General features: G+C 62.4%; 13 protein-coding genes. 8 read left to right on the plus strand and 5 right to left on the minus strand.

The features are described from left to right. Window positions 1–10 precede the first annotated feature (10 nt). Window positions 11–643 (plus strand): DUF1007 family protein, encoded by a 633-nt coding sequence (locus V1283_RS42975; protein ID WP_334392623.1) that lies wholly within the window; start codon window positions 11–13, stop codon window positions 641–643. Then, the gene (locus V1283_RS42980; RefSeq protein WP_334392624.1) at window positions 634–1,722 is read left to right on the plus strand and encodes a nickel/cobalt transporter; all 1,089 of its coding nucleotides are present in this window, start codon (window positions 634–636) and stop codon (window positions 1,720–1,722) included. Before V1283_RS42975 ends, V1283_RS42980 begins: the two co-directional genes overlap by 10 nt. A 68-nt stretch (window positions 1,723–1,790) precedes the next feature. On the opposite strand, the gene V1283_RS42985 is transcribed toward V1283_RS42980, so the two are convergent. Further along, window positions 1,791–2,279: a hypothetical protein gene (locus tag V1283_RS42985; RefSeq protein ID WP_334392625.1), complete on the minus strand. Its 489-nt coding sequence runs from the start codon at window positions 2,277–2,279 to the stop codon at window positions 1,791–1,793. A 304-nt stretch (window positions 2,280–2,583) separates the two neighbouring features. Here V1283_RS42985 and V1283_RS42990 point away from each other — a divergent pair, with 304 nt between their 5' ends. From V1283_RS42990 to V1283_RS43000, 3 genes are all read left to right on the plus strand, one after another. Then, window positions 2,584–3,018, plus strand: a complete 435-nt coding sequence (locus tag V1283_RS42990; protein WP_334392626.1) for an acyl-CoA thioesterase — start codon at window positions 2,584–2,586, stop codon at window positions 3,016–3,018. 101 nt (window positions 3,019–3,119) lie between these two features. Then, window positions 3,120–4,268 carry a serine hydrolase domain-containing protein gene (locus V1283_RS42995; RefSeq protein ID WP_334392628.1) on the plus strand — a complete coding sequence of 383 codons (1,149 nt, stop codon included), beginning with the start codon at window positions 3,120–3,122 and terminating at the stop codon, window positions 4,266–4,268. A 47-nt stretch (window positions 4,269–4,315) separates the two neighbouring features. After that, window positions 4,316–5,959 (plus strand): serine hydrolase, encoded by a 1,644-nt coding sequence (locus tag V1283_RS43000; protein ID WP_334392629.1) that lies wholly within the window; start codon window positions 4,316–4,318, stop codon window positions 5,957–5,959. A 92-nt stretch (window positions 5,960–6,051) separates the two neighbouring features. Here the strand turns inward: V1283_RS43000 and V1283_RS43005 are convergent, their stop codons facing one another. The 3 genes from V1283_RS43005 to V1283_RS43015 are packed head-to-tail and all read right to left on the minus strand — an operon-like array spanning window position 6,052 to window position 11,249. Continuing rightward, window positions 6,052–6,417, minus strand: a complete 366-nt coding sequence (locus tag V1283_RS43005) for a hypothetical protein (protein ID WP_334392630.1) — start codon at window positions 6,415–6,417, stop codon at window positions 6,052–6,054. 29 nt (window positions 6,418–6,446) lie between these two features. Beyond that, window positions 6,447–9,575 carry an efflux RND transporter permease subunit gene (locus tag V1283_RS43010; RefSeq protein WP_334392631.1) on the minus strand — a complete coding sequence of 1,043 codons (3,129 nt, stop codon included), beginning with the start codon at window positions 9,573–9,575 and terminating at the stop codon, window positions 6,447–6,449. 12 nt (window positions 9,576–9,587) lie between these two features. Continuing rightward, complete coding sequence (locus V1283_RS43015) at window positions 9,588–11,249, minus strand: efflux RND transporter periplasmic adaptor subunit (protein WP_334392632.1); 1,662 nt, start codon at window positions 11,247–11,249, stop codon at window positions 9,588–9,590. 192 nt (window positions 11,250–11,441) lie between these two features. On the opposite strand from V1283_RS43015, the gene V1283_RS43020 reads away from it, so the two are divergent. Continuing rightward, window positions 11,442–11,609, plus strand: coding sequence for a hypothetical protein (locus V1283_RS43020; protein ID WP_334392633.1), 168 nt, complete (start codon window positions 11,442–11,444; stop codon window positions 11,607–11,609). Between the two features lie 284 nt (window positions 11,610–11,893). Here the strand turns inward: V1283_RS43020 and V1283_RS43025 are convergent, their stop codons facing one another. Continuing rightward, window positions 11,894–12,292, minus strand: a complete 399-nt coding sequence (locus V1283_RS43025; RefSeq protein ID WP_334392634.1) for an MAPEG family protein — start codon at window positions 12,290–12,292, stop codon at window positions 11,894–11,896. Window positions 12,293–12,373: 81 nt separating this feature from the next. Between V1283_RS43025 and hemH the strand changes: the two genes are divergently transcribed. Beyond that, window positions 12,374–13,411: a ferrochelatase gene (hemH, locus tag V1283_RS43030; RefSeq protein WP_334392635.1), complete on the plus strand. Its 1,038-nt coding sequence runs from the start codon at window positions 12,374–12,376 to the stop codon at window positions 13,409–13,411. A gap of 195 nt (window positions 13,412–13,606) precedes the next feature. Then, window positions 13,607–14,608: an SPFH domain-containing protein gene (locus V1283_RS43035; protein WP_334392636.1), complete on the plus strand. Its 1,002-nt coding sequence runs from the start codon at window positions 13,607–13,609 to the stop codon at window positions 14,606–14,608. The last annotated feature ends 27 nt before the right edge of the window (window positions 14,609–14,635 follow it).

Genomic DNA, 14,635 nt, shown 5'->3' on the forward strand with positions numbered 1-14,635 from the left:
GATATCGACCATGCGCGGGTTACTCGGTCTGTTCGTGCTCATCGGCGTCGCGTTCGGCGCCGCTGCGGCGCAGGCCCATCCGCATGTCTGGATCACCGCCAGGAGCGAGGTGGTCTATGCGCCCGATGGCTCGATCACGGGCGTCCGCCACGCCTGGACGTTTGACGAGATGTTCACGACCTACGCGCTGCAGGGCCTCGCGACCAAAACCAAGGGGGTCTACACCCGCGAAGAGCTGGCGCCGCTGGCGCAGACCAATGTCGAATCGCTGAAGGAGTTTAACTTCTTCACCTTCGCCCGGGCCGACGGCAAGAAGGAGAAGTTTGTCGAGCCGGTGGATTATTTCCTCGAATACAGGGATAGCGAGCTGACGCTGCATTTCACGCTGCCGGTCAAGACGCCGTTCAAGGCGAAGCAGACCGCGCTTGAGGTCTTCGACCCGTCCTACTTCATCGACTTCAAGTTCGACGACAAGGATCCGGTCAAGCTCAACGGTGCGCCCGACGCCTGCAAGATGCAGTTCCAGCGGCCGAACGACGGCACCGCCAATGCCCAACGCCTGAACGAACAGAATTTCATGAACGGCGACAATTCCAACTATGGCGCGATGTTCGCCAACAAGATCATGGTCGATTGCCCGTGAGGTTGCTGCCCGCAGGTCTTGCGCGAGGCATCGCAATCACGGCCGCGGCGTTCGCGGCCGTCATCGTTTTCGACGCCGCCCTGCACGCCCTGATGGCGCAAAATCCGTTCGGTGGGCCGCGCCCGGCCGCCGAGCCGCAGGTCGGCGGCCTTATCGGATGGATTTTGGCCAAGCAATCCGAATTCTATCGCGAGATGTCGTCGACGATTCGCGCCGCGAAATCGGACGGCAGCGCGGTCTGGACGCTGCTTGGGATTTCCTTTGCCTACGGCATCTTTCACGCCGCCGGCCCCGGCCACGGCAAGGCGGTGATCTCGTCCTATCTCGTCGCCAACGAGGAAACCGCGCGGCGCGGCATCGTGCTGTCGTTCGCCTCGGCGCTGCTGCAGGCGCTGGTGGCGGTGGCGCTGGTTGCGATTCTCGCCTGGCTCGTGAATGCCACCGCCAAGAGCATGTGCTCCGCGGAAAAGGCGATCGAGATCGCCAGCTACGCCCTGATCGCGGCCTTCGGCGCCCGGCTGGTCTGGACCAAGGGCGGCGGTTTTATGCGCGCGCTGCAAGCGAAGCCGGCGCCTGCGATGGCGGCGGGCCATCATCATGATCACGACCACGGCCATCACCACCATGATCACGATCATGACCATGATCATCACCACCATCATGCTCACGGCCACGACCATGTTCATGACGAGCATTGCGGCCATTCGCATGGGCCGACGCCGGATCAACTGGCCGGTCCCGGCGGCTGGCAGCGCGGCCTGGGCGCGATCTTCGCCGTTGGCATGCGGCCCTGCTCGGGCGCCATCCTGGTGCTGGTGTTCGCGCTGGCGCAGGGCCTGTTCTGGGCCGGCATCGCCGCGACCTTCGTGATGGGGCTCGGCACCGCGATCACGGTCGCGACCATCGCCGTGATTGCCGTGTCCGCCAAGGGTCTCGCCCGCCGGCTCAGCGCAGGAAGCGAGGGCAGCGGCGCGCTCATCATGCGCGGCATCGAGTTCGGCGCGGCAGGTCTGGTGCTGCTATTCGGCCTCGGTCTTCTGTTCGGCTACCTCGCCGCCGAACGCGCGACGTGTCTCTGACCGCACCCTCGGCGGAGCCAACGGGTCGCTCGACTAGGCTTCCGATGACAGGCTTCGCGTAACCACCGCTAGATGTGGCAACCTGTTAGCAAGCTGAATGCCCAACGAAATGCGTCAAACTCTTCCAGTTGGCAGGCCTTCGGCTCCGCGGCCAACGGAGGTTTGCTGGCAACAATCGGATCGTTTTTCGCTTGTTTGCGCTTCGCCTTTTGAATTCTCGTGTGCCGAATTACGGGAGGGGCCGATTCCGGCCAGTGTCGGCTGACAATATCGGGTGTAACGATCGCCGGCGATATTCGAGATAACAATTCCACCGCGATATCATTGGTCTTCGCCAATTCGGTATCATCGGGTGCAGGAGGAACGGAGGCGACGCGCAACCGGTCAGCTTTCGTGGTAGTCTCCTGAGATGCCTTTGTGTCGACGGTGCGATCGACTTCTGGATGGACGATACCGGAAGCGTTGGCGGCATCGAAGTGACCAAACGCAAACCTGAATGAGCCTACGCCCGCCATAACAATCAAAAATGTAAAGCCGAGCCAAATAGTCCTGATCACATTGAGCCCCCACTCGCCGGATCCTTCGCAAGTGAGATTACCTCAGAAATCGCAATTTGATTCGGCGGCGGCTGACGATCTCTTAACACAAGGTTAATCGCGATAGCCGACCGCGCTTTTCGAGAAGATTCCGCGGGGCGCGCGCTACATCCGGATCGAGTCCGGGATAGAGAACTGCTGGTTACCCAAAAGGCGAGCCGGACTGTTATCCGATTTGCTGCGTTTCACGGAAGCGGCGGCGCTTTGACAGAGTGGTGCGGTGAGATATGCAAAGCACCGACGAAACGGCGAAACCGGGAGTCCCATGTCACGCGAACAATTCTGGTTCTTTCACCCGTTCCGGGTGCGCTATTCCGAAATCGACGGCCAGGGCGTTGTCTTCAACGCGCACTACCTGACCTATTTCGACACCACCATCACCGAGTATTTTCGTGCACTCGGCTACGATCAGTATGCCGACGCCAAGCAGACGGGTGAGGATTTCCACGTCGTCAAGTCGGTCATCGAATACAAGGCGCCGGTCCGGTTCGACTGGGAGCTGGACGTCGGGGCGCGCGTGGCGCGGATCGGCAACTCAAGCCTCACCTTCGAACTCGCGATCTTTCTGAAGGGCGGCAACGAGGCGCTCGTGACGGGTGAAATCGTGTGGGTCAATACCAACCAGCAGACCCATCGACCGGTCCCGATATCGAGGGCGATCCGGGAGCGGATTGCTGCGCGGGAGAAGCATCTGGCCTGACGCGCACCAGGAGAGGTTGTCCCGGCAAATATCAGCGTCTCGCGGTCTTGACTCAGTCACACTGGTAACGAAGGTTTCGAACCTGTTGCAGGGAGGGCTCCATGCTCGATCGCCGCAAACTTCTGGTCGGAGCCACTGCGCTCGCCGGCTATTCCGCGTTGGCGCGCGCCGCGGCGCCATACGAGTGGCAGACAATATCGCCGGCCGATGCGGGATTTGTCCCCGGCTTCGGCGAGCGGCTCGATCAATTCGTTCGCGGCGGGCAGGCCCCGAACATCCACGGCGTCATCATCGTGCGGCGGGGGAGGGTGGTCTTCGAGAACTATTTCGAAGGCGACGATCAGGTGCGGGACGAATACGGCAGAGCGCATTTTGAACGTGTCGCGTTCTCGGCCGAGCGCAGCCACGAGCTGCGCTCCGTGAGCAAGAGCATCGTTGGCCTGCTATACGGGATCGCGCTTCGCGAGGGCAAGGTGCCGGGGCTCGATGCGCCGCTGCTTGCACAATTCCCTGATTACGCCGACCTTCCGGACCTGGAGCAGCGCCGCCGCTGGACGATCAGGCATGCGATCAGCATGACGCTTGGCATCGAATGGAATGAGGATCTTTCCTACGACGATCCGCGCAACGGGCAGACCGCGATGGACAAAGCGGCCGACCCTTATCGCCATGTGCTGGGGCTGCCGATTGTCGCGGCGGCGGGCGCGCGGTGGATTTATTGTGGCGGCGCCACGGCGCTGATCGGGAAGATTCTGGAGAACGGCACCAAACAGACATTGCCTGACTATGCACGTGAGGTTCTGTTCGACCCGCTCGGGATTGGGCCGACCGTATGGCGCATCGGCCCCAACGGCGAACGAAATTTCGCCTCCGGCATCGGCATGCGGCCCCGCGATCTCGCGCGTATCGGACAGATGGTCCTCGCGCGCGGCAAGGCCGACGAGCGGCAGGTCGTTCCCGCCGAATGGCTGGAAGAATCGTTCAAGCCGCAGGTGACGATGCGTGACCGGCGCGAACATGGCTGTCACTGGTATCTCGGCGAAATGGTGTTCAATAGCGCGGACGGACCGCGCCAGGAGCGTTGGATCGCCGCCTTCGGCAATGGTGGCCAAAGACTTTATGTCTTTCCACGGCTCGATTTGCAGGTCGTCATCACAGCCGGCAATTACAATCGTCGCGACCAGGGCGTGCCGCCCAATCGGGTGCTGACCGAGCGAATCTTGCCGAGCCTTCATTTAAACCCCAATTGACCCCGAGGCCGTCGCGGTCGGCCCGCAAGAAGAATTGCGAGAGATCCATGAGAGCGAAGCTCCTGCTTTTTTCCGCTGTCATGTTTTGCGCAGCGCCCGCCTTCGCCATCAGCAGTGACGATGTGCGCGCGGCACTCGAGCAGCGTTTCAAGGGCGATCGTACCGGCGCCTGTATTGCGGCCGGCGTGATCGACGGCGGCACGATTGCGACGGCCTATTACTGTGCGGACCCGAATTCGCCGCGCCCATATGATGAGCACACCGCGTTCGAAATCGGCTCTGTCACCAAGACGATGACCGCCGCGCTGCTGGCCGAATTCATCGCGCGCGGCGAAGTTGCCCTCAGCGATCCGATCGCCAAATTGCTGCCGCCGGGAACGCCTGTGCCGTCGTTCAACGGTCGCGAAATTACCATCGCCGATATCGTGACCCACACCTCGGGCTTGCCTGCGGTCCCGACCACGTACCGCCCGCGCGACGTCAACAACCCCTATGCCGGCGCGACCGAGCGCGATTTGCTTGACGCGTTGGCCGCCACCCGGCTGACACGCGAGCCTGGCTCGAAGTGGGAGTATTCGAATTTCGCTGTCATCGTGCTGTCCTATGCGCTCGCCAAACGTAGCGGCAAGGACTACGAGACGTTGCTGCGCGAACGCTTGCTTCTCCCGCTAGGGATGAACGAAACCTATGTGGCCCAGCGCCCGTCGCAGGTCCGTCTTGCTCAGGGGCACCTCCCCAACGGGACGCCTGCGGTGCCGTGGGACTTTCACCCCGACATGGCCGGCGTCGGGGGCGTGCGTGCGACGTTGCCGGACATGTTGCGGTATCTCGAAGGCCAGCTTGGCACGCGCGACAGCGCGATCACGCCTGCTCTGGAGCAGACGCAGAAGCAAGTCGCCAGTGTCGATGGCCACAGGATGGGCATGAACTGGAATCTGTTCACCCGGAACGGTCAGGCGCGCATCTCGCATGAGGGCGGCACCGGCGGTTACTCGTCGTTCGCCGGGTTCGATCGCGCGGCGAAGCGCGCCGTGGTCTTGCTCAGCGATACGGCGTTGACCGCCAGTGGCGGCCTCGGATCGCTTGGCTCGCATTTGCTCGATCCTTCCATTCTCGTCGGCGCGCCGCATGTCGTTGCGACGGCTGACGCCAAACTGATCGACGCGCTCGTCGGCAAGTACCGCCTGCGGGGCGGCCTCGGCATCGAATTGCGGCATACCGTTGGCCATTTGGCCATCCAGGCAGACGGTCAGCCCGAATTTGAAATGGGCTACGACAGCGCGGGCGACTTCTATCCGCTCAAGTTCGACGCGCTGTTGCGGCCGAAACGCAAGGCGGACGGATCATACGCCTTCACCTGGTTTCAGGGTGGTGCCGTTCTGGAGGCCGAGCGCCTGGATCCGCCGATGGCGGTCGCGAGCAAATGGACACCGACGGAAGCGCAACTCGCAGATTACGTCGGCGACTATCCGCTGATGCCCAACTTTGCGCTGCGCGTGTCCGCGACGGGCGCCAAGCTCTTCGTTCAGGGCACCAACCAGCGATCGCTCGAATTCGTGTCCGTCGAAAAGGATGTCTTCGTTGCGGACTCCGTTAGCGCCGAAATCGACTTCGAGCGCGATGCCGGCGACAAGGTGGTTTCGCTTACTCTCAAGCAGCGAGGACAAGTCCTGCGGGGCGAGCGACATTAGGGCGCATGACCGGCCGGCGGCGGTGAAGCAACCCACCGGGCGGAATTCGAACGCTTTCTCGCCTAAGGTTTGTGCGGCGCCGCCCGGTGGCGCTAGTCGAATCGCGCCGTCGCAGACTTGCCATCCGGGGCTGTGAGCTGAACCGCACCCTTGGGCTTGGCCGGCAGGGCCGTGGCCGCTGTTCCGATCAGGTTGTTCTTTTCCGAAGGAGCGAGCGTGATGCGTTCGGCCTTCCCTCCCAGATTGAAGATCGCGACGCCCTTGAAGCCCTTCGTATCAACCGGCTTGTCGTTTTCGCCGATGAGGAAGATTTCAATCGCCGTGTCTTTCGCGACCAGTTCCACATGGTAAGGGCCGGCTTCGGCGAGACGCCCGCCATGGGTAGATTTCGGCTCGTGTGCGTAGGCCGGCAGGCCGGCCAGCAAGGCAACACCGAGAGCGAGATATCTGAACTTCACGCGTAGTCTCCTTTGGAAGATGGGAACGATTAATAAGAATGCGACGCGGCATGATCGCCGAGACGCTCCTCGGATTGCCGTTGCACCAGTCGCATGAGCGGTTTCCTGCCGAACGTGAGGAACAGCACAGGCGTGATCAGCGCATCGAGCAAGGTCGCGCTGACAAGTCCACCGAAGATCGTGACGGCGACCGGGTGCAATATCTCCTTGCCCGGCTCGTCTATCGCGATCAGCAGCGGCAGCAGCGCCAGCCCCGCGGACAGCGCGGTCATCAGGACAGGCGTCATGCGCTCGAGGCTTCCGCGGATGACAAGCTCGGTGCCGAACGCCATCTGCTCGCGCAGAGCGAGATTGATGTAGTGGCTGATCTTGAGAATGCCGTTGCGCGTCGCGATCCCCGCCAGGGTTATGAGGCCAACCATGCTGGCGACGGACAGCGGCTGATCAGTCAGCGCCAGCGCCGTGACCGAACCGATCAGCGCCAGCGGCACCCCACCCATGATGATCAGGGCCAGCACGGCGGAGCGGTAGCGGCTGTAGAGAATCGCAAAGATCAGCGCGAGAGAAACGATTGAAAGGATACCTATCCTGCGGCTCGCTTCTTCCTGCGCCTGGAATGTGCCTTCAAGGCTCGCGGTGACGCCCTGTGGCAGGCTCAAAGCATCCAGTTCTGCGCGAATGCGCCGCACGATCTCCGCCATGTCGGTTTTGCCGTCCGAGTTCGCAAGCACGACGATGCGCCGGCGGCCGTTCTCTCTCAGGATCTGATTTGGCCCATCGGTCTCCTTCACGTCCGCGATCTGGCGCGCCGGTATCCACCCCGACGGGGTCTTGATCAGGAGGTCGCCGAGCTTCTCGGTCGTGCGAAGCCGGTCGGGCAGCCTCATGACGACGTCGTAGCGCTTGTAGCCGTCGACCACGCGCGAGATGACGCGCCCGCTCGACAGGCGCGACAACTGATCGGTCACGGCGCCCGGCTGCACGCCGTACAGGGCGGCCCGCGTATAGTCGACGCGGATTTCGAGTTGCGGGATACGCACCTGCTTTTCGACCTGCAGGTCCTGGATGCCTTCAATCTTCGAAAGCCGCAGACGAAGTTCTTCCGCGCTGTTTCGCAGCGTGTCGAGGTCGTCGCCGAACAGTTTCAGGGCGAGTTCGGCGCGGACACCCGAGAGCAGGTGATCGAGCCTGTGCGATATCGGCTGTCCGACATTGACCGAGAGCGGCAGCACCGAAAGCCGGGAGCGGATGTCCGCGACGATCTCGGGCTTCGGTCGCCGCGAGGGCTTGAGATCGACTTCGAGATCGGATGAATGGATGCCTTCCGCGTGCTCGTCCAGTTCCGCGCGCCCCGTGCGCCTTCCGACGCTGATCACCTCAGGCACGTCGAGGAGAAGGCGTTCGGCGATCGATCCCACCCGGGTCGATTCGGAAAGTGAAACGCCGGGGTTAAACGCAATACTGATCGTGAACGTACCTTCGTTGAAGGCTGGAAGAAACGCACGCTTCAGGCCGAGCGCACCGGCTCCGGCGCCGAGCACCGCCAGCGCCGTGACGCCGAGCAGTAATCCCCTGTGAGCGAAAGCAAAGCCGAGCGCCGCATGGTTCGCAGACTTGAGCTTGCGGACCAGCCAGCTCTCCCGTTCCGCGAGGCGTTTCATCCCCGGCAGCAGGTAGTAGGCCATTACGGGGGTGAGGGTGATCGAAACGAACAGGCTCGCGAGGATCGAGATGATGTAGGCTTGACCGAGCGGTGCGAACAGCCGTCCCTCGATCCCCGAAAGCGCAAACAACGGCACGAATACGAGGACGATGATCATCGTGGCGTAGACGATGCCCGATCGCACTTCGTTGGATGCCGAAACCACCACGTCGAACACGGACCGCTGATTGCCTTGCTCCCTGTTCTCGCGCAGTCGGCGGAAGATGTTTTCGACATCGACCACGGCGTCGTCGACCAGCTCGCCGATGGCGATCGCAAGGCCGCCCAGGGTCATCGTGTTGATCGACAGGCCCAGCAGTTTGAAGATGATGGCCGTGGTCAGGATCGAGACCGGGATCGCCGTCAGCGAAATGGCCGTGGTGCGCCAGTTGAGAAGAAACGCGAACAGGATGACGGCCACGACAAGGGCTGCTTCGAACAGCACCCGCTCCACGTTCTGGATCGAGTTTTCGATGAAGCTCGCCTGCCTGAATATGATCTCGTTGGCCTTCACGCCGGACGGCAGACTCGGCTCCAGCTCCACCAGCGTCTGCATGATCTGTCGCGTCAGTTTCACGGTGTCGACATTGGGCTGCTTCTCGACCGAGACGATCACGGCGGGCCTGCTCATATAACCCGCGTCGCCGCGCTTGACCTTGGGCGCAAAGTCAACGTTCGCCACCTGCCGCAGCAGGATGGGACGTCCCTCGATGGTGGTCACGACGATGTTGCGCAGGTCTTCCAGGCTCGTCGTGCGCCCGATATTCCGGATCAGGAATTCGCGGGCGTTCTGGTCGGTGAATCCGCCGCCTGTGTTGGTGCCGAACTGTCTTAGCGCCAGCTCGATCTGCTCATAGCCCACACCAAGCGCGCGCAACGCGGAAGGCAGCGGCGCGATCCGGTACTGACGGACCTCGCCGCCTATCGGAATGACCTGCGCGACACCCGGCACCGCGAGCAGCCGGGGCCTGATCGTGAAGTCAGCGATCTCGCGCACTTCCATCGGTGATGCCGTCTTCGAGGTCACCGCGATCAGGAGAATCTGGCCCATGATCGAGCTGATGGGGCCGATCTGCGGGGTGACGTTGAGAGGGAGCTGGCTCTGCACTTGCGCGAGACGTTCCGCGACCAGCTGACGGTTGCGGAAAATATCGGTTCCCCATTCGAACTCCACATAGACGATCGAAAGTCCGATGCCCGAGACCGATCGCACCCGGCTGACGCCCGGCACGCCGTTCATCTGGGTTTCGATCGGGAAGCTGACGAGCTGCTCGACTTCCGGCGGGGCGTAGCCTTCGGATTCCGTCATGATGGTGACGGTCGGACGGTTGAGGTCCGGGAACACATCGACGGGCAACTGGCGCGCGGTATAGGCGCCCAGAAGAACGAGGATGCCCGCCATCGCAAGTACGAACAGGCGATTGCGGAGCGAGGCGCTGACCAGGAATGTGAACATGAGCGGGCCTCCTCAGCGCACGTGATCGAGAAGGTCCGCGCCTTGCGACACGATCCGCTTGCCGGGAGTGAAGCCGGACACGATCAGCACGCGATCGCCGTCGAGCGGTTCCGTGCGTACGCTCCTTGCCATGAATCGCTCGGGGGCTGTGTGCTCGTAGACGAAATCCTGGCCGTTTGAGCCGCGAACGACGCTGCTGCGTGGTACCGCGAGGCCTTCTTTCTTGTCGTCGGTCGTAACCAGCACGGTCAGGAATTGGCCGGCTCTGAGCCCTGCGGTGTCGCCTGTCACGGCAAAATGCACTGGCACCGATTGACTGCGATCGGCGAAGCCGGTGCCCTGATAGACAAGGTCGTAATTCCTGCCCGTATAGGTCGACGCCCGCGCGCCGCGGGAAGGTTCGAGGCTCTCGAAGCTCAGCGCCTCGACCCACAGCCGCGAGGGATCGATGATGTTGAAGACGATGGAGCTCGGCTGAACGATCTGGCCTGCCACGGCGCTGCCTTCGGCGATGACTCCTGCAACCGGCGCGATCAGCGCTTCGGGCTCGCGGCGCGATTTTTCAATCGATGCGCGCCGGTCGCGCAGCCCTTCGAGTTCGAGCCGCGTGTCCTCGAGTTGGGTCCGCGATATCGCGCCCGACGGCGCGAGTTGCTCGTAGCGGGCGAACCTGCGTTCGACGATCGAGATTTGCTGGTCGAGCTCGCCCTGGCGCTGCCGCATGTCGGAAACATCGATCGCCTGGATGGGTGGCGTGACATAGCCCAGGATGTCGCCCTGCTTCACCCGTGTGCCTAATCGGGGAAAGCCGCCTGGCGGAGGGGAAAGACGGCCGCCGACGGCGGATTGCACATACCCGCTGGCATTGGGATCGGGAATGATCCTCCCCGGAAGTTCGGTGACCTTCTTGTGCTCCGCGCTTTCGGCGACCAGCGTCCGTAGCGCAAATATCCGCTGCACCGTCTTCGGCACAAAAACCGCCCCATCCGGAAGGCGCTGGGCACGCTCGCCTGAGACCGTGCTGATGGCGATTTGCGCCTTCTCCTCCTCATGGCCGTGGCCTTTATGCGCTTCCGGCTCGCGCGCACCCATGAGTAGAGGAAGGAGCATAACAAGGGCTGCCGCCCTGCGCCTGCCGCGCAGGGCGATGGCAGAAAGCAGCGCCCCGATCAGCGCGCCGCCCAGGACAAGAAGAACCGAAACCTTGCTGAGATGTCCGCCGGCAGCCGCATCCTGTTGTGCGACGCTTTGCGCTGCCGCGGGCGCAGACTGAATCGTCAGCGGCAAGATGTCGGTGGTGTCTCCCGCCGTAACCGTGAAAATCAGGTCCCTGCGGCCGCTCTTTGCGAGCCACGGCGCTGCCACCCGGTATGTGCCGTCGGCACCCGCCGCAGCTTTTACCGGACCATCAGGGGATTCAACTTCAAGCGTTGCGCCGGTTACCGGTTCATTCGTGGCGAACCGGTCGAGATAGATTTCAAGATTTTCGCCGCGGACAATCGCAACGATCTCGAACGCGTCGGAATCGGCCTCGCCGCGTGGCAGCGCACCTGCCGAGACCGGCTGCTGCTCCTCGTGGTCATGGCCCTCGTGGGCGGAAGCGGGGGTGATCGCAGCGCATAGAACTGCGGCTACTGCGAGTGCACGCAGGGCACGCCCAAAACGGGAAAGCATAGTGGTTGTCCTTCAATCTGAATTGCCGTCGCTTGCGGGCAGCACGCTGCGTGCCTCGCAAACTCATTGTCCGGTTGGATTCAGATGAAGTATTTGGGAGGCCGCCTGAGCGACTCAGGCTCGCGGTCTGGCCACATCTGTGACGGGCCAAACGCAACACGCGTTATCCTCCGGGGAAACGCGACGAACGCCATGGGACTCGGCAACCCGGTCGCGCAGCAGGCGGCGCATGCCGACAAGCAGCAGTCGCCAGTGCAATTCCGGTCCGAAGCCGGCGGCATCCCGGCCTGCTTCCACTGCGCCTGCTGCAACGATGCAGGCTTCAACGATGCAGACTTGGCCGGCCGTTCGGATTCATGAGAAGCGGCTTGAAATGCGACTTTAGATACGACCTGGCTCTGGCCGCCATGAACGGATGCCAAGTGCGGATGGTCGATATGGGCCCGGGCAGCAGACGGCGCGAACGAAAGCGCGATCAGGACGACCGCCGCTCCCAGAATTCGCATAATCTGTTGCTTCAGCATGATGGCTCTATTGTAGCACAAGCGCCCTTAGATATCGCCGGGGAGCCGGAAGTTCAAGGTCCTGGAGAGAGCCCGACCCGCGGCGTCCTCTCAACGTCTTGGAGGCTTCATGTGACGACCTTATGTCGGCAGATAAGCTCTGATCGCCGGCAGAAAGAAAATCGCGATGTTGATCGCGAATCCGAGGCTCCACAGGATCGAGCGCAGCGTCGGGCGGTTGCCGAGATAGGTGAAGACATAGGCGATCCGCACGATCAGGAAGAGCACCGCGAGCTCGTCGATCAGGTGCTGCGGCCCCAGGCGGAATTCCGCCAGCAGCACGGCGACCGCAAAGAACGGAAACGCCTCGATGCCGTTCTGATGGGCGCCGAGCGCGCGGGCACGGATCGCGTCCTCGTAGAACGCGGGATCGCGCGGCTTGGCATTGTCGAAACGGCGATGCCCGGCCCATTTGACCGAGGCGATCGTCAGCAGATAGAGCAACAGCGTTCCGAAAACGCACCATTCGGCGATCGTCATGGTTCCTCCCGCCCCCGGTAATCGTACCGAACCGACGGTTATCTTGACAAGGATGGTGCAACGCGCGAAGCCATCGAAATCATGACCGTGGTCGTCCCCATTGGAAATGCGAAGCCACCGCCGGAAGCCATGCCGGAGCGTGTCGGCGTGCTGCTGGTCAATCTGGGCACCCCCGACACCGCCGATGCCAAAGGCGTGCGTGTTTACCTGAAGGAATTCCTCTCCGACCCGCGCGTGATCGAGGATCAGGGGTTGAAGTGGAAGCTGATCCTGAACGGCATCATCCTGCGCGTGCGGCCCGGCCGCAAGGCACGCGACTATCGGAAGATCTGGAACGCCGAGAGAGACGAATCCCCGCTCAAGACGATTACGCGCGCCCAGGCCGAAAAGCTTGCGGAGGCGATTTCCGATCACGACCACGTCGTGGTCGATTGGGCGATGCGCTACGGCAACCCGTCGATCCGCTCACGCATCGATGCGCTGACCGCGCAGGGCTGCGACCGCCTGCTGGTCGTGCCTCTCTATCCGCAATATTCCGCGGCGACCACGGCAACTGTCAGCGACGAAGCATTTCGGGTGCTGGCCGGGATGCGCGCGCAGCCGACGCTGCGGGTAACGCCACCCTATTACGACGATCCCGATTACATCGAGGCGCTCGCGGTTTCCATCAACGCGCACCTCGCGACGTTGCCGTTTCAGCCCGAGCTGATCGTGGCGTCGTTTCACGGCATGCCGCAGAAATATGTCGACAAGGGCGATCCCTATTACGCCCAGTGCGTTGCAACAACCGATGCGCTGCGCAAGCGCCTGAGCCTTGATGCCGCAAAACTGATCCTTACATTTCAATCGCGCTTCGGCTTTGACGCGTGGCTGCAGCCCTATACGGACAAGACCATCGAAAAGCTTGCGAAAGATGGGGTAAAGCGTATTGCCGTCGTGACCCCCGGCTTCTCGGCCGATTGCCTGGAGACGCTGGAAGAGATCGCGCAGGAAAACGCAGAAATCTTCAAGCACAATGGCGGCGAGCAATTTTCCGCCATTCCCTGCCTCAACGACAGCGACCCCGGCATGGACGTGATCCGTCAGCTCGTTTTGCGCGAGCTGCAAGGCTGGATATAGCGGCCGGAATTAACCGCAAAAAATAATTGGATAAGCCGGCGGCGGTTCGGATCCGCGAACATCTGGTGGCCGGCAAAACGTTCCCCAGCTATATAACCATGAGTTGAGAACGGCCGGCGTGAACCGGCGCCGCTGCGTTGCAGACCTATGGACGACCGCGCCCGGCAACGCACCTTGCCGGCTTTGGAGGACTTTATGACGGGTTTCGACATCTTCGCGATCGCATTTGTTCTGCTCGTCATCGTCACCCTGTTCGCGGGCGTCAAGACGGTGCCGCAGGGCTATGACTGGACCATCGAGCGGTTCGGCAAATACACCCGCACGCTGGCGCCGGGGCTCAACCTCATCATTCCCTATTTCGATCGCGTCGGCCGCAAGATGAACATGATGGAGCAGGTGATCAACATTCCCGAGCAGGAGGTGATCACCAAGGACAACGCCACCGTGACGGTGGACGGCGTCGCGTTCTTCCAGGTGTTCGACGCGGCGAAGGCGAGCTACGAGGTCGCCAATCTCGAGCAGGCGATCATCGTTTTGACCATGACCAACATCCGTTCGGTGATGGGATCGATGGACCTCGACCAGGTGCTATCGCATCGCGACGAGATCAACGAGCGGCTGCTGCGCGTGGTCGATGCTGCAGTGTCGCCGTGGGGGCTGAAGGTCAACCGCATCGAGATCAAGGACATCGTGCCGCCGGCCGATCTGGTGGAAGCGATGGGACGGCAGATGAAGGCCGAGCGCGTCAAGCGCGCCGACATTCTGCAGGCCGAGGGCCAGCGCCAGTCGGAAATCCTGCGCGCCGAAGGCGCCAAGCAGGGCCAGATCCTGCAGGCCGAAGGTCGCAAGGAGGCTGCGTTCCGCGACGCTGAAGCGCGCGAGCGCTCGGCCGAAGCCGAGGCCAAGGCGACGCAGATGGTCTCCGAAGCCATCGCCAAGGGCGACGTCGCCGCGCTGAACTATTTTATCGCCGACAAATACATCAAGGCGTTCGGGCAGCTTGCGGATTCGCCGAACCAGAAGGTCATCATGCTGCCGATCGAAGCGATGAGCATTTTGGGATCGCTTGCCGGCATCGGCGAGATCGCCAAGGCCACCTTCGGCGAAAGCGCGGCCTCCGCGGCAGCCGCTGCACGGCGGACGTCCTCGGTGCCGAACACCGGACCGACGCCACCGCCGGTCGCGCCGCAACGGTGAGCATCGATGCGGAAGTTCATTCTCGCT

The organism is Bradyrhizobium sp. AZCC 2262 (genome assembly GCF_036924535.1).
In the GTDB taxonomy this organism is placed as follows: domain Bacteria; phylum Pseudomonadota; class Alphaproteobacteria; order Rhizobiales; family Xanthobacteraceae; genus Bradyrhizobium.